The organism is Colwellia sp. MB02u-9 (assembly GCF_014077085.1).
Lineage (GTDB): Bacteria > Pseudomonadota > Gammaproteobacteria > Enterobacterales > Alteromonadaceae > Cognaticolwellia.
Genome location: NZ_JACGVF010000090.1, coordinates 104,872 through 125,327, shown reverse-complemented (window position 1 = coordinate 125,327; position 20,456 = coordinate 104,872). Strand labels below are relative to the sequence as shown.

Annotated in this window: 16 protein-coding genes; 5 read left to right on the top strand and 11 right to left on the bottom strand. The window is 39.9% G+C overall.

The features are described from left to right. Positions 1–13 precede the first annotated feature (13 nt). Complete coding sequence (locus H4J65_RS07060) at positions 14–220, bottom strand: cysteine-rich CWC family protein (RefSeq protein ID WP_182197031.1); 207 nt, start codon at positions 218–220, stop codon at positions 14–16. Between the two features lie 279 nt (positions 221–499). On the opposite strand from H4J65_RS07060, the gene H4J65_RS07055 reads away from it, so the two are divergent. Further along, a complete protein-coding gene (locus H4J65_RS07055; protein ID WP_182197029.1) occupies positions 500–2,446 on the top strand; it encodes a DNA topoisomerase III in 1,947 nt (648 codons plus the stop codon). A 294-nt stretch (positions 2,447–2,740) separates the two neighbouring features. Here H4J65_RS07055 and H4J65_RS07050 read toward each other — a convergent pair whose 3' ends face one another. After that, entirely contained in the window at positions 2,741–3,370 is a 630-nt protein-coding gene (locus H4J65_RS07050; RefSeq protein WP_182197026.1) for a GNAT family N-acetyltransferase, read from the bottom strand. A 459-nt stretch (positions 3,371–3,829) separates the two neighbouring features. On the opposite strand from H4J65_RS07050, the gene H4J65_RS07045 reads away from it, so the two are divergent. Next, a complete protein-coding gene (locus H4J65_RS07045; protein WP_182197024.1) occupies positions 3,830–4,078 on the top strand; it encodes a DUF3297 family protein in 249 nt (82 codons plus the stop codon). A 343-nt stretch (positions 4,079–4,421) separates the two neighbouring features. Here the strand turns inward: H4J65_RS07045 and H4J65_RS07040 are convergent, their stop codons facing one another. From H4J65_RS07040 to H4J65_RS07020, 5 genes are all read right to left on the bottom strand, one after another. Next, on the bottom strand, positions 4,422–4,928 hold the full coding sequence (locus H4J65_RS07040; protein ID WP_182184183.1) for a helix-turn-helix transcriptional regulator: 507 nt from the start codon (positions 4,926–4,928) through the stop codon (positions 4,422–4,424). 58 nt (positions 4,929–4,986) lie between these two features. Then, positions 4,987–6,738, bottom strand: coding sequence for a DUF5666 domain-containing protein (locus H4J65_RS07035; RefSeq protein WP_182197022.1), 1,752 nt, complete (start codon positions 6,736–6,738; stop codon positions 4,987–4,989). 444 nt (positions 6,739–7,182) lie between these two features. Next, positions 7,183–8,592, bottom strand: a complete 1,410-nt coding sequence (locus H4J65_RS07030) for an aldehyde dehydrogenase family protein (protein WP_182197020.1) — start codon at positions 8,590–8,592, stop codon at positions 7,183–7,185. A 60-nt stretch (positions 8,593–8,652) separates the two neighbouring features. Continuing rightward, positions 8,653–10,293, bottom strand: coding sequence for an acetolactate synthase large subunit (locus tag H4J65_RS07025; RefSeq protein ID WP_404851941.1), 1,641 nt, complete (start codon positions 10,291–10,293; stop codon positions 8,653–8,655). 147 nt (positions 10,294–10,440) lie between these two features. Next, a complete protein-coding gene (locus H4J65_RS07020; protein ID WP_182197016.1) occupies positions 10,441–12,195 on the bottom strand; it encodes a S9 family peptidase in 1,755 nt (584 codons plus the stop codon). A gap of 375 nt (positions 12,196–12,570) precedes the next feature. Here H4J65_RS07020 and H4J65_RS07015 point away from each other — a divergent pair, with 375 nt between their 5' ends. Beyond that, complete coding sequence (locus H4J65_RS07015) at positions 12,571–13,098, top strand: hypothetical protein (protein ID WP_182197013.1); 528 nt, start codon at positions 12,571–12,573, stop codon at positions 13,096–13,098. Positions 13,099–13,441: 343 nt separating this feature from the next. Here H4J65_RS07015 and H4J65_RS07010 read toward each other — a convergent pair whose 3' ends face one another. Both H4J65_RS07010 and H4J65_RS07005 read right to left on the bottom strand, forming a co-directional pair. After that, positions 13,442–14,203, bottom strand: a complete 762-nt coding sequence (locus H4J65_RS07010; RefSeq protein WP_182135870.1) for an ABC transporter permease — start codon at positions 14,201–14,203, stop codon at positions 13,442–13,444. Then, positions 14,200–15,117, bottom strand: coding sequence for an ABC transporter ATP-binding protein (locus H4J65_RS07005; protein WP_259367554.1), 918 nt, complete (start codon positions 15,115–15,117; stop codon positions 14,200–14,202). The genes H4J65_RS07010 and H4J65_RS07005 overlap by 4 nt, the downstream gene beginning before the upstream one ends. Before the next feature lie 337 nt (positions 15,118–15,454). Here H4J65_RS07005 and H4J65_RS07000 point away from each other — a divergent pair, with 337 nt between their 5' ends. Continuing rightward, positions 15,455–16,306, top strand: a complete 852-nt coding sequence (locus H4J65_RS07000; protein ID WP_182197009.1) for an ABC transporter substrate-binding protein — start codon at positions 15,455–15,457, stop codon at positions 16,304–16,306. A gap of 242 nt (positions 16,307–16,548) precedes the next feature. Here H4J65_RS07000 and H4J65_RS06995 read toward each other — a convergent pair whose 3' ends face one another. Then, positions 16,549–17,733, bottom strand: coding sequence for an NAD(P)/FAD-dependent oxidoreductase (locus H4J65_RS06995; protein WP_182197007.1), 1,185 nt, complete (start codon positions 17,731–17,733; stop codon positions 16,549–16,551). Between the two features lie 284 nt (positions 17,734–18,017). Between H4J65_RS06995 and H4J65_RS06990 the strand changes: the two genes are divergently transcribed. Continuing rightward, a complete protein-coding gene (locus H4J65_RS06990; RefSeq protein WP_182135866.1) occupies positions 18,018–19,541 on the top strand; it encodes a hypothetical protein in 1,524 nt (507 codons plus the stop codon). Positions 19,542–19,902: 361 nt separating this feature from the next. On the opposite strand, the gene H4J65_RS06985 is transcribed toward H4J65_RS06990, so the two are convergent. Beyond that, positions 19,903–20,376, bottom strand: a complete 474-nt coding sequence (locus H4J65_RS06985) for a peroxiredoxin (RefSeq protein WP_182197005.1) — start codon at positions 20,374–20,376, stop codon at positions 19,903–19,905. Positions 20,377–20,456 lie beyond the last annotated feature (80 nt).

Sequence of the window (20,456 nt, the reverse complement as noted above, 5' to 3'; positions counted from 1 at the left end):
CCTAGGTATGTTTTTAAGACTTGTTGATCACCTTGTTAAAGTTGAATTTATCGATGCAGCTTTTACAGATACATGATTTTCCAGATAAGGCTGCAGGCACTTGTGTCAATAAGTCGCGTTTAACATCACGACTTACGCACCAACAAGGTTCATTACCATTGACCGCACATAAATTATTTTGTTGGCATAAAGGGCATTGGTTGGTATCAATGGCAGACATTAGCACTATTGCTCTAGATTAAGATGATTAAGCTTAAAAATAGCATAACTTCACTAACAGTAAAATATTTAGCGGTAAACTTTAGGCGCTGTTGTCACTAATTGTTGTGTCTTAGGTAAAATTACCTGGCTAAGCACTGGCAATAGCAGGGACTGCTGGTTAGGGGTGCTACAGAAAGTTATTAATCAGCAACTTTTGCTTAGCTGTATAAATAAACAGTTTTAAATGCTAGGCTATCTAAAACATCAGCAGCCTTTGCTCTACAGATAAGCCTTCATTTTGAAATTATATATCGCCGAAAAACCAAGCTTAGGTCGGGCAATTGCCGCCGCATTGCCAAAACCTCAAAAGAATCATCAAGGCTATATCGCACTGGCCAATGGTGACGTAGTAAGTTGGTGTATTGGCCATATTCTTGAACAAGCAAATCCTGAAGATTACGACCCCGCATTTAAAAAGTGGCAAATGGCCCATTTACCGATTGTGCCGCAGCAATGGCAACTAAAACCTAAAGCACAAACCCGGTCACAGCTTACTGTGTTACGAAAACTGGTTAAGCAAGCAGATGAAATTATTCATGCCGGTGACCCTGACAGAGAAGGCCAACTGTTAGTTGATGAGGTTATTGATTTTTTCAAGGTATCAGCAAAGAAGAAGCAAAATACTAAGCGTTTGTTAATTAGTGACTTAAATTTACCCGCAGTGCAAAGATCGCTGGCTAACTTACAAAGTAACCAATTATTTATGCCCTTATCAATTTCTGCTTTAGCGCGCTCAAGAGCCGATTGGCTATACGGTATTAACTTAACGCGAGCTTATACCTTACAAGGGCAAAAAGCCGGTTTTAATAGCGTGTTATCTGTCGGCAGGGTACAAACGCCAATTTTAGGTTTAGTTGTGCGACGCCAACAAGAGATTGACCATTTTGTCGCGAAAGACTTTTATGATGTGCATGCACACTTACAAACCAGTAACCAAGCGCAATTCATTGCAAAGTGGCAACCCAGCGAGGCCTGCCAACCGCATATGGATGAAGACGGCCGCGTGCTTAATCGTGCTTTAGCCGAAAACGTTGTCCGTCGTATTGACCATAAAACCGCTGAAGTGAGCTCAGTGATTGAGCAGCAAAAAAAGCAAGTAGCTGCATTGCCTTATAGTTTATCTGCCCTGCAGATTGACGCGGCAAAAATATATTCATTGAATGCCAAGTTGGTATTAGATGTTTGTCAGGCATTGTATGAAAAGCATAAACTGGTGACTTACCCTCGTTCTGATTGTCGCTATTTACCGACTGAACATCATGCTCAGGCTAAAGGCATTATTGCCATGTTAGCCAGCGCGGATGAAGACTATGGTAAGTTTGCGCAAGGTGCTAATAGTACGTTAAAAAGCAAAACCTGGAATAATGCCAAAGTAACAGCTCACCATGCCATTATTCCGACCGAAAAATCAGCAAACAAGTTGTCGTTGAACCCATTTGAAAAGCAAGTTTATTTTCTGATTGTTCGGCAATATTTAGCACAGTTTTATCCGCCATACCAATATAACCAGTGTCGGGTTGAGCTGCTAATTGCCGGGGGCAAATTCTTAGCGAATGCTAAAACCCCGATCGCCCAAGGTTGGAAGGTGCTATTTCAGCGTGCAAAAAATAAGCCTGACAATGCAGCGCAAGACAATGACGAAAAGCTTAATAATCAACTATTGCCAAAATTAGTGAAAGGCGAGCAAATACTCTGTCGTCATGGCGAACTCATCAGCCGTATGACACAAGCACCTAAGCAGTTTACTGATGCGAGTTTATTGAGTGCCATGACCGGCATTGCTAGGTTTGTCAGTGATAATGAGATAAAAAAACTTTTACGAGAAAATGATGGTTTGGGTACCGAAGCAACGCGTGCTGGTATTATCGACTTATTATTTAAACGTGATTATTTACAGCGCCAAGGCAAGAATATCAATGCCACTGTGATTGGCACGTCACTGATCAATGCCTTGCCTGTTGCGGCGACCATGCCTGATATGACTGCCCACTGGGAAGCCACACTGACTAACATTAGTGAGAAAAAAAGCCGTTATGAAGATTTAATCACTCCTTTAACATCAACTATAGCGCAGATGGTTAAGCAGTCAGAGCAACAGTCATTTGCCCAATTACCTAAAGTGGCTTTTAAACGTAAGTCAAAAGCCAAAAAGCCCAGTACGTGGAAAAAAGCCGCGGTTAAATAAAGCCCATTTTTATTGCTCAACATAGTTATACCTTTGGTGAAGGGTGCAGGTGATAAGATAAGTTAGGATTAAGCTGTTAAGTTGATGCGACAAGCATTGGCCTTTACCTAATATTATGCCTTAACAATGACTGTTGAATAATGTCCCTAGCTATTTTTTTATCGAGCAAAAAGACCATTAATGAGCATTAAAAGGCACAGGGATAGACAGATACAAAAGGCAGATAGAAATTTTCAAACGCTGCAGGTGATACTCGTGAACTAGGCATGTTCACGAGTATGTTAATCGCTAGTATTACAAGAGGGTTTGTGGGCTAGCGATAAAGACTTTAAAAGGTAAGGGTGCTTCTAACGCGCTGTCATCTATAGCTAAATAACTAAAACCTGACTGCTGAAAGAACGCGCTTAATGCTTCAGTGCTTAACTCGTCTGCGGTTAAGTTCATGGCCTGATAATAGGCGGTATTTTCAGGTGTTTCGCAGTCTTGTGCATCAACAAATAAACTCATTGGCATACACAGTGCCGAAATTGACTGTACTTTGCTGTAGTGTTGGGCAATTTCTTTTAGTAAAAATTTCGCAACACCCTGCTGGCGATATGCGGGTAAGACACTAATAGCTTCAATTAAGATATGATCTTTGGCTTTAGTATCAATTTTTGCCTGTAACTTTTCGACTAAATCTGCCGCAACATTTTGTTTTTTAAAAAATAAATTTAAGGGGACTTCCCAGTCGGTAGCATCGTGCTGGCTTAATAATTCATAGCTTTCGTCAGCACCACGGTGCTTATTTAAAGTGATTATTTCAATTTCTGCTTTGGCAATAACTTGGTTTTCATCATTTCTAACATTAATTTCTTGTGCTAATTGCCAGTCAAAGGCACTTTTTATTTCTGGTTTATTAAATTCTATGGTTAAGTTCATCATATTTCAGTGCTTAGCTTAACGGTGATATAGCACCGGATAACAAGCGACTGCCTTAAGTGGTTGGCACAGTAAATTTAAGGCAAAAATTTTGCGATTACTGCAGATTTTCATGCTCTGGCCCGTTTATACCACTAGTATGCCTGTCATACCAGCGTTTGATTTTTTAAGCGCTAGGCAACGAGAGGCTAATGTTTAAAAACTATGGATGATAATTTTGCTTGATAAATGCGTCTTAAGAATATAATTTGAGCGATTGTTAGTTGTTGCCATATTAAGATTCTAATGAAAATTTTATATTGCTGTCTTAGATAGTCCTTGCTTGCGAAAGGTAAATGTCTAACCCAGCATCTAATATCAAGCAATACAGTTAAAATAGCTTTTAAATACACCAAGCACTATTGAGGGCAATGCTTATATTGCCTACAATAGCGCACTTTTTATTTACTACAGGTCACCAACATGAATGACACTAAATCGCTACCCGATTTACCCGATCGTCTTTCGATCAATCCCCGTAGCCCACATCATGTGGCAGAAATTTTTGAGCATGACATTGGTATTACGCTCAACGGCAAAGACCGTTCAGATGTCGAAGAATATTGCATTAGTGAAGGTTGGGTAAAAGTCGCCACACACAAAGCATTAGATCGTCGTGGACAGCCACTTTTGATGAAGGTAAAAGGCACTGTTGAAGCGTTTTATCGTTAATCATTATTAATGAAAAGTCGGTAACCTAAGAGCCTCGTCCAAGAGATATTGCACGGGGCTTTTTATTATCAATATTGTTAAAACGGAGAAAAGTTACTCAAAGCTCAGCCTGCTGTTTGAAGCTTAATACCCGCTATTGGTTGTGAGTATTACTGATTAACTACCTCGTATTTACCCATTATTCATCATGAAAAAGTAGATCACTTAATCAGTGTAATGGTCTAATAAATAGCTTATGTTGCTGCCCTAAATAGTATTCTTTATTTGAAGGTTATCGGCACTAGTATTAGTCATCGACATTAACACTAAGTATTAGCACTAGTTATTACTCAGGGCATTAAGATTAATGCTTGGGATCAACTTCCCAAAATTCAAAGAAAATTGCGGCCAGTTCATGCCGGCCGCTGACTTGGGATTTTTTATAAACCGACGAAGCCTGGTTACGCACTGTTTTTTCTGATTTTTGCATTAGCGACGCAATTTCAGCAATCGTTAAGCCTTTTAAGAGAAAAAGCGCAATATCATGTTCTGCCGCCGTGAGTTCCCAAATAGCGAATTGCGCGTTAATAGCATCAAAAAAACTGTGCTTACTTCTTTCTAATTGTTCATTGAGTATTTTTTGCTGGTGTTGGCTGGAGTCTAATTGTCGCAGTAAATAGTTAGTTTGCTTGCTGCGGGTAAAAATATCTTTCATGAGAAAGATAAAAAGTGATAACGAAATAATCACCAGAGTGAGCTCTTGTGCTAAATGAATGTAGCTAACTTCACTTTTAAAATCGACATAAATATCTACCAGTTTAAAGCCAATGATAAGTGAAAGGGCCAGTGATATTATTTTATCTTTATGCATTTTAATCCCATAAAAAAAGCGAGGATAAACCTCGCTTTGTTGCTACACTCCTTTGAATTTAATCATCGTTTCCATTCGACTCAATTTCAGCTTCTAATACGCTAATGTAGGTGTTTTCAACCCATACACCCTCAATCTCTACCGTGGTATTAACGGATATTGCATTCATAAAGTCAACTAAATTAACGTTTTGATCATTGAGTTCTAAGCGAGCGCTATTATCTAAACGTATTTCATAGCCATTAAGTGTAAAGCTAGTTGCGGAGAGTAATTGCGATACCCGACCTTCGATTTCTACGTAACCTTGGCCAGTATCATCGTTGGATGAATCGTTTTGGTCGTCTGATGAATCGTCTGATGGGTCATCGCCTTGTGAAGGTGACTCTAGTTCAAGTTTGTTAATCACTAATTGATTATTACTATCGTAGTAACCTTCTACTTCGACAGAGATACCTAGTACGAGCGCATTGATGAAATCATCCATTGCAACGACAATATCTTGATTAAGATACAGGCTGCTACTATTTAACATAATTCTGACGCCATTAATCGTGATTGATGAAGTGTCGAATGCACTGACAACCCCTTCAATTTCCCACTCATCGTTAAATTCGCTGCTGTTTTCTCGCTCAATTCGCTGTATGACTTTAACGCCATCAATCAGAGCAAACACTATTTCAACCGCATCATTAACTTGTAGACTTTGTAAATTAACATATTGATCGTCATCATCTTCAAAGCGGGTATTAATACTTAACTTATAAGCTTGGCCATACAGGGTAATTAATTGATTATCTCGATCAATTTGCTCAATATTGCCTTTAATTTTGCCATCAGAACGATATTTGTCTGCTTCAAATTCAATACGTACGACTGCTTTGCTAGTCGATAATTCGAGTTCAACAAATACACCCGCTATTAAGGCATCTGCTGTGCCACCTTGGTATTGAACTGTATCAGCAAGCGTAAAGTTATAGCCATTGACAGTGATGGTGTTGTTCGTGGCATTGAACGCCGATACTATGCCTTCCACTTCATAACGAGAGAACTCTTCTGCTGAAGAGTCGCTATTGTCGTCAAACATCTCGGTTTCAATGTGAGATGCGATAACCGTTTCGTTGCTTACAACACCTTCAACTTTGACTAAAGCCCCATTACTCAGTTCCCCTTCAATTGAGGCGGTATTGTAGTCAATAATCAATTGATTTAAGCGAAAGGTTCTATTCGTAGTATTGAGCTGTTCAATTAATCCTCGGGTATATTCAGCCTGGTCATTACTGGTATCAGCGTCAAGTTTGATCATAGTGGCTAGATAAGAATTATCCTGTCTTAAATAGCCATTAACTTCTATTCGCTGAGCCACAGACAAGTTAGCTTCAGTAATATCAATAAAGTGAGTCAGGTTGTTATAGGAGATTAACGTGCCGGCGACAATAATGGTTTGGTTATCTCTATCTATCGAGCTCACCATGCCTTCTACTTCAGACTCATAGGTCACTCTTGAGGCTTCGGGGGTCTCACTATCATCGTCGCTTGAAGCAATAGTCACCTGCATACCTACCTTCAATAACGAGACATCAGCACCACTATTGCCATTGATATTGATGTCAGCATTGTCAGTAAGATAGCGTACGCCATCAACATAAACACTGCCAAAACCAGTAATAACGCCGGTAGAGGAGACTAGGCTAGGTGAACTTGAAATCGGTGCTGGTTGGCTCGGTGGAGCGATCGGCGCTGGAGTGATAGTCGTTTCAGAGCCACCTGAGCCGCCGCAACCAAAAAGAAGTGTCGCGGTAATTATATTCAATGAGTAAATCTTTTTTTTGCTGTAAGACATTAGTGCTGCTACCTGTTGGTTAATCTAATTGATGCGAAGATACCAAACACTAAGTTTTATTCACATAGGTTGAATGACCTATAGGCCTATTTTTAAGCGCTGTAGCCTGATAATTAATAACTAAAAAGATATGTAGTGACTATTTCTATATCAAAGTGGAAAGTTGATTACGTGACATAATTACGTGAAATAATGACGTGATTGTATTAACGCTTCAGCACAGGTAGATTTATTTTCAAGTTATGTTTAGTCACACTTTATCTGTTGGCATAATAACGCTGCGCAGATGTTGAACGAATTATCGCGGTGCAATATCACGGTGCAATAATTTTTAAGTTACCGAGTGTAAAAAAAAGAGTCGCTAATAATTAGAGACTCTTTTTTTATGAATAGTTATAGCACAGATTATTAACGTTAGAGCTTAATAACCGCCATTTTATCCTGAGACATATCGTGCATGGTATAAGCGATACCACCGGTATTATAACCCGATTGTTTACGTCCAGCGAAAGGCATCCAATCAACGCGAAAAGCCGTATGGTCATTCACCATTACTGCTGTAGCGTCCAATTCCTGTACCGCTTTCATTGCTATATCAAGGTTTTTGGTAAACACCGAGGCTTGAAAGGCATATTCCAACGAATTAGCTTGAGCAATGGCTTGGTCAATATCGTCATAACCATAGACACAAACCACAGGGCCAAAAATTTCCATCGTAGATACTTTGGCATCAACGGGGGGGTCAAGTAGTACGGTGGGCGCATAAGTGCTTGCACCTAGACGTTTACCGCCGGTGACTAGAGTTGCGCCTGCCGATACCGCTTCATCAACCCAGGCCTCAACACGATCAACTTCTTTAGGACGAATAAGAGGTCCGCATTCGGTCGCTTCATCAATTGCGTTACCGACAATAATTTTTTCTGCGCCGTCAGCCAACATTTTTGCGATAGCGCTGGCTTGCTCCCTAGGCGCAAAAATACGTTGTACAGACACGCACACTTGTCCTGAATGATAAAACCCGCCTTTGAGTAAACTTGGGATCATCGCTGCAATATCGGCACTTTCTTCAATAATAACTGGGGCAACTCCGCCATGCTCTAATGCACAACGTGTACCGGGCGCCAATTTAGAGCGCAACATCCAGCCTATTTTGGCTGAACCAATAAAACTGAAAAAGGCGACACGAGGGTCGGTGATCATTTTTTCAGAGATAGACGTTTCGCACATAATAAAACGGCACCACTGTGCCGGTAATCCGGCTTGATGTAAGATATCAACAAATGCTTTACAAGATAATGGCGTATCTCGTGCAGGTTTAACTAGCACAGGACAACCGGCAGCTATCGCTGGCGCGACTTGATGGACAATTAAATTTAATGGATGATTAAACGCTGAAACAGCAACCACAACACCAATAGGCTCTTTGGTCGTAAAGGCGATTCTGCCCGCACCAGCTGGGGTTAAATCCATTGGGATTTGTTTACCGGTTAATGCTGATATTTCTTTCGCACAAAGCTCTACGCCGTCAATAGCTCTAGTAACTTCTACACGGGCATCAACTAGCGGCTTTCCGCCTTCACTGGCGATTAAAAGCGCTAATTCATCTGCTCTTTGTGAAATCAATATCGCTGCTTTTTTGAGAATATTGATCCGCTCAAAGGCAGGAAGCCATTGCTGGCGGTCTTTAAATAGTTGCTGAGCGGTGGTTAAATCTTTGTCAATATCATCCCAGGTGACTAAGGGTAAAGACCCTAGGTAAGTTTGATCATAAGGGTTAACAATATCGAACGTTTCAGCGCTTTTGCTTTTGTCTAATTCGGTCATAATATGCTCTTTAATAAGTTAAAAGTCGCTTGTTAACAAGCCATATAAAAAATAATAGCTCTATAGTAAACAAACCTTTGCTGCCAATTCATCCACTAATACTTTTTGATTTTCAGAGTAATCAACGGGCAGTTCGACCAAGTGAACTCCGCCAGCTGAAAATGCTTTTTCATAAGTAGCAACAATATTGTCAGCCGAAGTGATTCTATGACCGGTTGCGCCATAACTTTCTGCGTATTTAATAAAGTCAGGATTGTTAAACTCTAAACCCCAATCAGCAAAACCAGAACTGGTTTGCTTCCAACGGATCATGCCGTAAGCATTGTCATTTAACACGGTGACCACTAAGTTCAAGCCTAAACGAATAGCGGTTTCTAATTCTTGTGAATTCATCATAAAACCGCCATCACCACATATTGCCATCACGCGTCGGTCAGGATTTAGCATTGCAGCCATCATGCCTGACGGCAGACCTGCTCCCATGGTGGCAAGGGCATTATCAAGTAATACGGTATTGGGTTGATAAGCTTTATAGTTACGTGCAAACCAGAGTTTATACATACCATTATCTAAAGCGATAATATCTTTTTCGCCCATCACCTTGCGAATATCAGCTACAAAGCGTTGTGGGATAATAGGAAAACGCTCGTCATCTGCTCCCACTTCAATATGCTGCTCAATGGCGAGTTTTATTTTATCAAAATAGCTTCTATCAAACTCAACCTCTCCGACTAACTTATTTTTTAAGGCATTAACAGAAGCTGCTAAATCGCCAATAATTTCTAATTGTGGAAAATAAACTTGATCAACTTGGGCAGATTTATAATTAACATGAATCACTTTCTTGGCGCCTTCTTCCATAAAAAATGGCGGCTTTTCAATAACATCATGGCCAATATTAATAATTAAATCTGCACGTTCAATGGCACAATGTAAATAATCGCCTGCTGATAACGCTGCAGTACCTAAAAATAGACTTGAGCGTTCATCAACTACGCCTTTACCCATTTGCGTAACAAAGAACGGAATACGTGTTGAGTGAACAAAGCTACACATTGCCTCTCGAACATTTTGCCTATTTGCGCCAGCGCCAATGAGTATTAAGGGCATTTTAGCGCTTTTTATTAAGGCTACTGCTTCTTCTAGGGCCAAATCATTAGGGCTAGCGTAAAGCCGTTTATGCGGGTGCATTACTCCCGGGGTACATTCTTCAGCGGCAATATCTTCGGGTAACTCTAAAAGCACCGCGCCTGGGCGTTCTTCTTCACAAAGGCGGAAAGCTTCGCGCACTAATGACGGAATAGTATCACCGTGGACAATTTGTTTAGACATTTTACAAATAGGATCAAACAAGCCAACTATGTCGATAATTTGGAACTGGCCTTGCTTTGATTTTTTAATCGGCTTTTGTCCCGTGATCATAATTAAGGGCATACCCCCTAAGTGAGCATAAGCCGCAGGCGTTGCTAAATTTGTTGCGCCAGGTCCCAGTGTTGCCATGCAAACACCAGCTTTGCCAGTTAGGCGACCATAAGTAGCCGCCATAAACCCAGCGCCCTGTTCATGGCGAGTTAAGACTAATTTAATGGATGATTTTCGTAAGGATTCGACCATATCCAAGTTTTCTTCTCCTGGTACCGCAAATATATGGTCTACCCCTTCAGCTTCCAGTGCTTGCACAAATAAATCAGATGCTCTTATCTTGTTATTATCACTCATAATTTTTCCTTTATCAGTCTGCAGACAATGATGTTAAAAATGTTTACTTAACCACATTATCATTAACAATACTGAAAAGTATCTGCAGGCGTATTAATAACAGAATAATTTTAGCGGGTGAAACATTAATCAGAATGCATAATGTGTTGCTTGACTAGCCACAATCACCCAAGTGATGATCAAGGCGTTAATAAAGCCGCCGGTATAAACCCGACCGGTAACACGGTAGGCGATCGTAAAAACGACTGACGCTATGGTCATTAATGGCACAAACTGCAATGCGATAATCGACCACAATGGCTCACTGGCTATTAACAGTGTGTTACCCATTAGCAGCGGCGTGTATTGTGCGATCAATAGCAGCAGGTAACCAAGGTTCAATAACAGCCAGTTCACCGCTAGCTCTTGACTAAAGCTCCAGTTATCGCGCCGCAGTTGGCCATGTAACACACTAGCCACAATAATAAAAAACAGGCTGAACGGAAGCAGATATAACAGAGCAATACCCATTTGCAACGGGCTTAACAGTTTGATGGCAAAGACCCAAATACGATAGTCGACATCAAATAAATAGTCGGTTAATACAAGTGATGTATAAAGTACGCCAACAACAGCAAATGCCAATAAAAATGAGTGCGCAATAGAGGATAATTGCACTTGGCCGTTCCAAGTTAAGCCATAGCTTGCAAAACTAGCACCGGTTTTACGGTTCAACAAAAAATGCCAAAGTAGAAACAGTGACATTGAAATAAGCCCAGTCAGCAGCGCCCATACTATAATTTGAGTGCTGATGTTCTGAGCGAACAAAGCTGATGCTTGCCATCCTAGCGTTTCGCTGATGCCTTTAAACGGGAACAGTGTTAGTGCAGGCAAGGTGGTAAATATCAGTGCGCCTAGCCACCAACTTCGTCCGGTTAAACTGAACAATTTAGGTGTTGATGCTTTAAGTGAATGGAATGTTGAGGTTTGAACTAGCCTGCTTAGGGCAGGCGCGATGAGTATGACCATACCGATTAAAGCCAGTAATGTGCCGATTTCTTTCCATAGCCAAATTTGGTCGGTGGATGGAATGGGATGTGCACCGGCTAAAGTTTGATCAAACCAGTCGATAGCATGTCCTATTGCTACCGATGAAAAGTGAACGCCAGGATGAGTAACCGCTGGTTGATGAAAAATGCGTGCGCTACCGTCTGCAATATTGCCATAAAGTTTGCCTGCAATGACTTCTTCAGGGGTATCAAACAGAGTTTTAAGTTTATCGGCTTTTGTAATATCTGTTGGTATATCAACGCCCCACATCAGCGATGAAAACTCATCGTACTTGGAAAAAATAACCGCGATATTACGCGGCCAATCTGGAGTTCCTTCAGGCGCACCATAAGTACCGGGTGATGAACCCAGTATCACCAATGATTGGTAGTCATTTGGATAGACACCGGCGGCCACAAGTGATGCCCAACCGCCCATAGAGTGACCTTCAAGGCCAATATTATTTTGATCAACGAACGGCAATGTCTTGATATAAGCCAGTGTATCTATACCGCCAAAGCCATTAGCGAAAGCGGCGGGATCGGAATAACCATGGCCGGTTTGATCCGGCGCTAGTACAACGTAACCACGTCGCGCAAACTCGAGGGCAAAAACTGCTTGGGTTTCATTTGAGTTGATATAACCGTGTGTAGCAACAATGCCAGGTGCTGGGTTTGCGTTTGAAACGCCATTAGGTACGTAAAGCCGTGCGTGGGTAATAATGCCGTCGTTGCCGGCAAAGCGAACATGACTCACTTTTACCGTACCGCCATTCGTTTGTATTTGATTAGCTAGAAAGCCGCCAGACAGGATCAGTGCCACGGCTAATATCAGCACTCTGGGATAGTATTTCATCTACAGCCTTAAGGTATTTATTGTCTTTAGAAAGACGTGGAATTTTTGAATCTTATGATGTTATTCTGCATTGCGGAATTAAGTATTGCAATATTTTAAACAGTATCAGGATAGGCAGTAAGTTAATTAACCCTATGTTACTGCAAAATTTTATAGATAATGATGATGTAATGAGCGATTATGACCAACACCAAGCATTAAAATGACAACAAAACATAAGTGGCTGGCAGTGTTATTAAAATCAGGGAAATGGCAACAGCGTGCTGAGCTTAAATATCTATTGCGAGTGCGGCTTTATCGCGTCAATACGTTTCACCCATTAATGCACAACTCATGTAACTAAACACAACGAAAACATAGCTAAGGCAACTTTATATGTCATCTAGAGTAAGACTGATTCTTTCTGCCCTTATCTCATTTTTTTTCTATTTCGCCTGGTCATATTGGGCTAATAGTATTACTAGTGATGATCAAGCATTGGTCTTAAGATCGGCGTTAGTACAAGGTACATTAAGTGCCACTATTACGCTTTTATTTACTTTTATACTGGAAAAACTGGTATCAAAATTTGGCCAAAGTTATCTATCTTTAATCTTTATTGTGCCTATTATTTGCACGGTACATGCTAAAACCAAACAAAATATCGCTATCTTTAGAAGCTTCAGAAACGCCTTAAACCGCTCGGCCAAATACCTAAGTAACAACGCGATACCCGGCACCTTGTTGCTACCACTGTTGCCGATAGCGATCCAATCGAGTATTGCTATCGGGGTTAACTTCGTTAATCAAACCCCCAACTTATGGTTAACTGTTGCCCCTAGTATAGTAATTACCGCTATTTATGGCTATGTCTATACTTTTACCTTGCTGGCTAAGCCGACAGAGCCGGTTTTATCAGAGTAAACATTGGGTACTTATCACTTGTGGAAAGTAGGGGGGGTTGGTTGTTTCAAAAACCATGTTATGGGACGAGATTGAATGAGAGTTGAATGAGAGTCGAGTGATAGCCAAATAAGTGCCATAGAGACACTTATTCACCATAGTTTATCTTGAGTAACTTGGTTGGCAGGCTCATGCAGTATTTTTGCCTAATTATCAGCCATTATCATTAATAACTTGACCATTAAGCGGTTGAATTATTAGCTTTAAATAGCGACATTGACGGGCATAAAAAATATAAGTTTTCAGAAAAACACAGCATGTTTAAACAGTAAAAAATGCTGTGTAATGTTTTAGCTTAACCTTATTATTTTCTTATCTGATAACCACTTTTAAATATCCAAGTAACCGCTAATAAACACAAGGCTAAAAAGCCGCCCATCACACAAAGACTTGTGATTAAACTTACATCAGCCACTTCATAAAAACTCCATCGAAAGCCACTGATTAAATAAAATACCGGGTTAAACTGCGTTACTGTTTGCCAAAAGGGCGGCAACATACTGACAGAATAAAAAGTGCCTCCTAAGAAAACTAGTGGGGTAATAATAATCAGTGGGATCACTTGTAGTTTCTCAAAGTTGTCGGCCCAGATACCAATAATAAAACCAAATAAACTAAAGGTAATGGCGGTCATTACTAAAAAGAATAACATCCAAAAGGGATGGGCTATTTCAAGTGGAACGAAAAAATGCGCGGTGGCTAAAATAATCAAGGCTAATAACGTTGACTTAGTCGCTGCCGCACCAACATATCCGAGTAACACTTCAAAAGAAGATACTGGTGCAGAAAGTAATTCATAAATAGTGCCGGTAAATTTTGGAAAATAAATACCGAATGACGCGTTAGAAATACTTTGGGTTAATAGCGATAGCATTATTAATCCCGGTACAATAAAAGCACCGTAACTAACGCCACCTATTTCAGTGATACGAGAGCCAATCGCCGAGCCAAAAACCACGAAATAAAGTGAGGTAGAAATTACTGGAGAAATAATACTTTGAAAAATAGTGCGTTTAGTGCGAGCCATTTCAAATTTATAAATAGCCGCAACAGCGTAACGATTCATGTTGCTTCCCTTACTAATGAGACAAATATGTCTTCTAGTGAGCTTTGGTCGGTTTTGATATCTTTAAAGGCAATACCGGCGACTGACAAATGCTGAAGTAAAACAGAAATTCCCGTGTGCTCTTCGGTGGTGTCATAACTATAAATTAACTGCAGTCCATCATTTTTAAGCTGTAAATTAAAATCAGCGATATTGGCGGGTATTTCAGTTAAGGGTTCTTTTAAATCTAGAATTAATTGTTTAGTACCTAATTGATTCATTAACGTTATTTTATCTTCAACCAAAATAAGTTGACCATTTTTAATCACGCCAATACGGTCTGCTATCTCTTCCGCTTCTTCAATATAATGTGTGGTTAAAATAATAGTGACGCCATCGTCACGTAATTGTCGTACCAATTGCCACATGTCTTTGCGCAGTTCTACATCAACGCCTGCCGTGGGTTCATCTAAAAATAAAATAGCTGGTTCATGCGACAGTGCTTTAGCAATCATCACTCGGCGTTTCATACCGCCAGATAACTCGATGAGACGGTTATCTTTTTTATTCCAAAGTGACAATGATTTAAGTGTTTTCTCGATAAAAGCGGGGTCGGGTTTTTTGCCAAATAAACCACGACTAAATGACACAGTAGTCCACACCGTTTCAAAGGCATCTGTGGTCAACTCTTGTGGCACTAAACCAATAAGTTTACGGGTGTGTCGGTAATCGCTAACAATATCTTTACCGTCAACGGTGATTTGTCCAGAGGTTGCATCAACAATGCCGCAAATAGCACTAATGAGTGTGGTTTTACCGGCACCATTAGGGCCTAACAAGGCAAAAATTTCAGCAGGTTTTATTGATAAGTTAATATTATTAAGTGCTTGAAAACCACTAGCATAAACCTTATTAACATCGGTGATTTGAATCATTGGCTGCAAGATTATTTTCCGTCAAAATTTGAATGCTACTAAGGTATACGAGATGCCCTATTGATGGCTAGGAAAATCATTAAACTAACCGGCTAAATTTTTCTGCATGCTACTCACTAGTAGCAAAAGATGGTCGCTCTTTATCAAGCAGGAGCATGCCAGCAAAGACTAAGTTAGAGACCATAGCTCAGCGTTAGTATGCTTGATGACAACAAAAGTTTTACCTTAGCAGTACGCGATTAAAAATAACTCTTCCCAACAGATAAGAAAAAAGTGCTAAAAAACAATAATGTTTGTTAAATAAAACTAAGTAATCTGGCTATTTAATCATAGGAAAATGAATTTAATATATGTATCGATCAGCTTAATTAATATGCGAAACTTTGTTATCATGATTCACCAAGAGCTTGATATTCATCTTTTAATGAAAAAATTTATTTTAAAATCAATGGGGTTGTTTTTTTTCATGCTGCCTCAGCTAAAAGCATTTCAATATCCATCATCTATTGAAAATATCTCTTTTTACACTGAAAATTATCCACCGTCTAATTATATAGAAAATGATAAGCTTAAGGGAATTTCAGTTGATACATTAAAGGCGATATGGAAACATCTAAATATACCAGAACAAAAAATATTTTTAGTACCTTGGGTACGTGGCTATAGATTTACCTTGGATAAAAATAATACCGCTTTATTGACTGTGTCTAAAACTCAAGCGCGTGAAGGTTTATTTAAATGGGTAGGGCCTTTTTTCTCCTCTACTTATGTTTTGATAGCAAAAAAATCAAAAAACTTTAACTTTTCCAGTTTAGGGCAAGTTTTTGACCATACCGTTGCAACAGTGCAAGGTGATATTTCAGAAATATCACTGCAGCAAGTGGGTTTTCCCTCGCCGAATATGGCAACAACGTCTCAATTAAAACAAGCCTTTCTAATGATGCAAGCAGACCGTGTTGACATGATCGTTGTGGCTACTCATGGTTTTGCCCATTTAGCGACACAACTTAAGTTTGATGTTAATGAATATGAACAGGTGTGGGTGGTCAACAAAAAGGCGAATTACTTGGCATTTAATATCAATACACCAGATAACGTCATAGAAACTTATCAAACAGCCTTTGACAGTATTGCCAAGCAAAGATTAAGTATTAAAGAGCATTATAAGTTATCTCAAGCTGATTACTAATGCGATGATTTTTCTGCCAGGGTCGTTCTTGCTGCTGGAAAAAACAAGTTAATTTCACTTAGGGTCACTAAAAATCACGCTGGCTTAAAGCTGCACTGCTCGAGCACAACTTTGAAAAACGATTGTTTTAGATGACCTAAGGCGATCTGAAGTAACGAGTTCAATAGAAAAATTAATGTCTATTGAACTAGTGATATTAAGCTAAATATGCGAAAACCCTATTAGCAAATCATAAACAACTATTAAACCGCTTGCCCACAAGCAACGCCGCTGCTCCAGGCAAACTGGAAATTATAGCCGCCTAACCAACCGGTTACATCTATTGCTTCACCAATAAAATATAAGCCTTTGGCTTTCTTCGCTTCGAAGGTTTTTGATGATATTTCGTCAGTGTCTACGCCACCTAAAGTCACTTCAGCCGTGCGGTAGCCTTCCGTGCCATTGGGCTTTATTTTCCAGTGATGTAGATATTGGCCTAGGTAAGTAACTTCGTCATTACTGATTTGGTTGATGGCTTTATCAGGAATATCTTTTTGTTTCACTAAAGCTTCAATAAAGCGCTTGGGTAGCACAGTTGAGAGCATATTTTTTAATGATTTTTGCCCACTGGTTTCACGCCATTCATTGATTAACTCATCGACAGGTGATGCTGGCAGTAAGTTAATGCTTACCGCTTGTCCTGCACGCCAGAATGACGAAATTTGTAAGATAGCGGGGCCAGATAAACCACGGTGGGTGAATAAAATATTTTCTTTGAATTTTGTGCCATCTTCACTGGAAACTTCAGTCGCTATGCTGATACCTGATAACCCATCAAACTTTTGTTTGTCGTGATCGTGCAAGGTAAAGGGCACTAATGCGGCGATTGTCGGTAATACCTTTAGGCCAAATTGTTCGGCAACTTTATAGCCAATTGGGCTGGCACCTAATTTCGGCATGGTTAAGCCACCCGAGGCAATAATTAATGACTCACATTGGTAGCTTTCATCGGCGGTAATAACTTCATATCCGGTCGCATTTTTGTTGACTGAGGTCACTTCGCTGCGCATGGCAATATTGACACCGGCCCATTCACATTCGGTCATCAAAATATCAACGATGTCTTGAGCACTGTTGTCACAAAATAACTGCCCTATGGTTTTATGATGATAATTAAGGCCATGGCGGTCAACAAGCTCAATAAAGTCTTGCGCGCTATAACGGCTAAGGGCAGATTTTGCAAAATGAGGGTTTTGGCATAAGTAATTTTCTGGACTGGCATTTTCATTAGTGAAATTACAGCGACCACCACCAGAAATTAAAATTTTTCTGCCCGGTTTTTTACCCATATCAACCACAGTAACACTGCGGCCTCGATAGCCCGCAGTTGCTGCTGCCATTAAACCTGCGGCGCCGGCACCAATAATAACTACATCAGAAAATATCAACGAAATACCCTAATTTATGCTTTAAATGCCAGCATTATACGTGAGATGACGAAGCAGGGCGATAAGATAAAGCGCAAAGTTTTTTAATCCAAAGCTAACGCGATAAGTGAGTTTTGTAAAGAAAGGTATAGATAAGTAAAGAAGTGCAAAGATACTGTGAATTCTCGAACTTAATCCTAAAATACAGCTCTACAAAGTGCTTTTTAGCTGTTTCAGCTGTAAGCATAAACTCTCTGGCAGCAACCTCTGCGCAGTGATAGCCATTAACTTTATTGGAACAATATATGCGCTTAAAATCCAACCTATTTTCAACTATTTCGTCTGCAAAGCTAGTGTTATTTTCATCAGCATTATTAGTACTTGCTGGCTGCGGCGGCAGTGATGATAGTGATAATGTCGGTTATGTTAAATTTTACAATAGTTCAAAAAATGCTCCTGATATTATTTTAACCCTTGATCAAGACCTTGAATCAGACGATGACGACGACGCCGATAATTATGAAGTAAGCTTTAATGGCGTTGCCTACACTGAAGCCTTAAGTAAATTTGAAATAGAGACCAACAACTATTTTTATGAAATGGCTTGGCAAGATGAAGACAGCAGCGACCGAGACGATTTAGAGATAGTTGCGCAAGGGCAAATTGCAGTAACCACAGATACTATTCAACTATTAGTGCTAACTGATGATATTACGTCGCCACAAGTTGAAAGCTACAGTATCGAGGTACTTGACGATGACGAGGATGATGAGGAGGACTTATTTAACTTACGAGTGTTAAATTTACACCCAGAGTCAGTCGGTGTTGATTTTTACATGTCAGGGTCGGATGAAAGCTTTAATGAAGCCATATTAGTGGGTCAATATAACTATAAGCAGTTATCAGATAATCAAAAATTTGACCAAGACGAATATATTTTCTATATCACTAAGTCGGGTACTCAAGAGGTTTTGTTTACTTCAGACGAGATAGATTATGCCTATGCGGCACAGTATGTGATGATTGTGCGCGAAAATACCGGTTCAGGTGTTTCCCCTTATGCCTTGGATAGAATGTCCAACTCATCAATAACCGAGCATTTAGACACAGATTCTGAAGCACAGTTTAGAGCCTATAACGCGATTAAAGCACATGAACTGATCCCAAATTATACCGGTAGCTTGGATATTTATATTAATGGTGTTGACGATGAAGCTGAAATAACAGCACTTGCGCAGGGTAACTTCAGTTCGACAATAGTGCAGAACAAGGGGGATTACAGCCTAGATTTATTGATTCCAGGTAGCTCAGAACGCCTTTTAAGTAACCACTTACTAAGCTTGGCTGAAAACAGCAATAAAACCGTTTTCTTTTATTTGAATGAAGAAAATGTTGATCATGACGGCGATGGTGACGTAGATGAGGATGGTGATGGTATTGTTGATGAAATTGAAGTGACCATTAATTCGCTTGTGGTCCCTAATAGTACGCGTGAAAGTATCTACGATCATAAAATTACCATGATTGATTTAGTCGATAGTGACGATTTTAATCTGGTAAAATTCTATTTTGTTCGTAGTAATGAAACCATAGAAACCGCCCTGTATAACCGCAGCGCTGTGTATACTCAGCCTGAATCAATTTACCTACAAAACAATACGTATCAGGTGTTTGCAATAGCAGAGGTAGATAGTAGTGAGATTATTTTATCGAGTTTTCAACTGATACTGGATGCAGAGTCAGATGAGCTATTTTTAATCGCTGAAACTGATATTAATGCGCCAACCGGTTATCGCATCGAAATGATAAAGCAAACTGACGACGAGTAACTAACGACTAAGTTGATTGAGTATAAGCTCCTAGCTTGACAAAAAACTTTACAATAGCTGGGCAAATACAAAAGGCTTACCTCAATTAATAGGTAGGCTTTTTTTTTGTTGATTTTACTTTGATATCAACGAAAAAATCTAATTTATGTTTTAAAAAAAACAGCGTTATAGGTGAGATAAGGCACTAGCGCGATACGATAAAATGCGCTTGTTGCTCTCTAATATTCGCTGGCTTGCTTACTTAGCCTTGAGGTTATTTACTTCGAGGGTTATTTGTCTTGCTGTAACCGGTAAAAAAACAGTGGGCAATAAAAAGGGAGCCATTGCTCCCTTTTTGCTTTAATAGCAGATTAAATTGCTTTTACAGCTGTTTAAGAATAGTTTCAGCATTACTGATTTCAAATTCTTGAGGCTTTTCAACGTTTAAGTTTGTTACAACACCATTGTCGATCACCATAGAATAGCGTTGCGAGCGTAAGCCACCAAACGCTGCTGTGTCCATTTCAAGACCCAGTGCTTTGGTATAGCTACCATCGCCATCAGCCAACATCATCAGGTTTTCAGCATTTTGTGCTTTACCCCAAGCTGACATTACGAAAGCGTCATTAACCGCGACGCAAATAATAGCGTCAACGCCTTTTGCTTTTAACTCGTCAGCTGCAACCACATAACCAGGTAAATGCGTTACCGAACAGGTTGGGGTAAAGGCGCCAGGTACGGCAAACATCACCACTTTTTTGTTAGCGAAAAGTTCTGACGTTTTGTGGGTGATCATCTCACCATCTTTTAATTCTTGAAGTTGCCCATTAGGCATAGTTGCATTTAATGTGATCATAATATTTCCATTGTTGTGGTTATTGAGATAAAAGCCGTCTTACGGGTTTACATAGATAATTTTAATTGTGCGGCTCGAGT

What these genes read in the sequence shown, in the direction of transcription:
- H4J65_RS07060 (WP_182197031.1), bottom strand. Translation starts at nt 220, where the DNA reads ATGTCTGCCATTGATACCAACCAATGCCCTTTATGCCAACAAAATAAT.
- H4J65_RS07050 (WP_182197026.1), bottom strand. Translation starts at nt 3,370, where the DNA reads ATGATGAACTTAACCATAGAATTTAATAAACCAGAAATAAAAAGTGCC.
- H4J65_RS07045 (WP_182197024.1), top strand. Translation starts at nt 3,830, where the DNA reads ATGAATGACACTAAATCGCTACCCGATTTACCCGATCGTCTTTCGATC.
- H4J65_RS07040 (WP_182184183.1), bottom strand. Translation starts at nt 4,928, where the DNA reads ATGCATAAAGATAAAATAATATCACTGGCCCTTTCACTTATCATTGGC.
- H4J65_RS07030 (WP_182197020.1), bottom strand. Translation starts at nt 8,592, where the DNA reads ATGACCGAATTAGACAAAAGCAAAAGCGCTGAAACGTTCGATATTGTT.
- H4J65_RS07020 (WP_182197016.1), bottom strand. Translation starts at nt 12,195, where the DNA reads ATGAAATACTATCCCAGAGTGCTGATATTAGCCGTGGCACTGATCCTG.
- H4J65_RS07015 (WP_182197013.1), top strand. Translation starts at nt 12,571, where the DNA reads ATGTCATCTAGAGTAAGACTGATTCTTTCTGCCCTTATCTCATTTTTT.
- H4J65_RS07010 (WP_182135870.1), bottom strand. Translation starts at nt 14,203, where the DNA reads ATGAATCGTTACGCTGTTGCGGCTATTTATAAATTTGAAATGGCTCGC.
- H4J65_RS07005 (WP_259367554.1), bottom strand. Translation starts at nt 15,117, where the DNA reads ATGATTCAAATCACCGATGTTAATAAGGTTTATGCTAGTGGTTTTCAA.
- H4J65_RS07000 (WP_182197009.1), top strand. Translation starts at nt 15,455, where the DNA reads ATGAATTTAATATATGTATCGATCAGCTTAATTAATATGCGAAACTTT.
- H4J65_RS06990 (WP_182135866.1), top strand. Translation starts at nt 18,018, where the DNA reads ATGCGCTTAAAATCCAACCTATTTTCAACTATTTCGTCTGCAAAGCTA.
- H4J65_RS06985 (WP_182197005.1), bottom strand. Translation starts at nt 20,376, where the DNA reads ATGATCACATTAAATGCAACTATGCCTAATGGGCAACTTCAAGAATTA.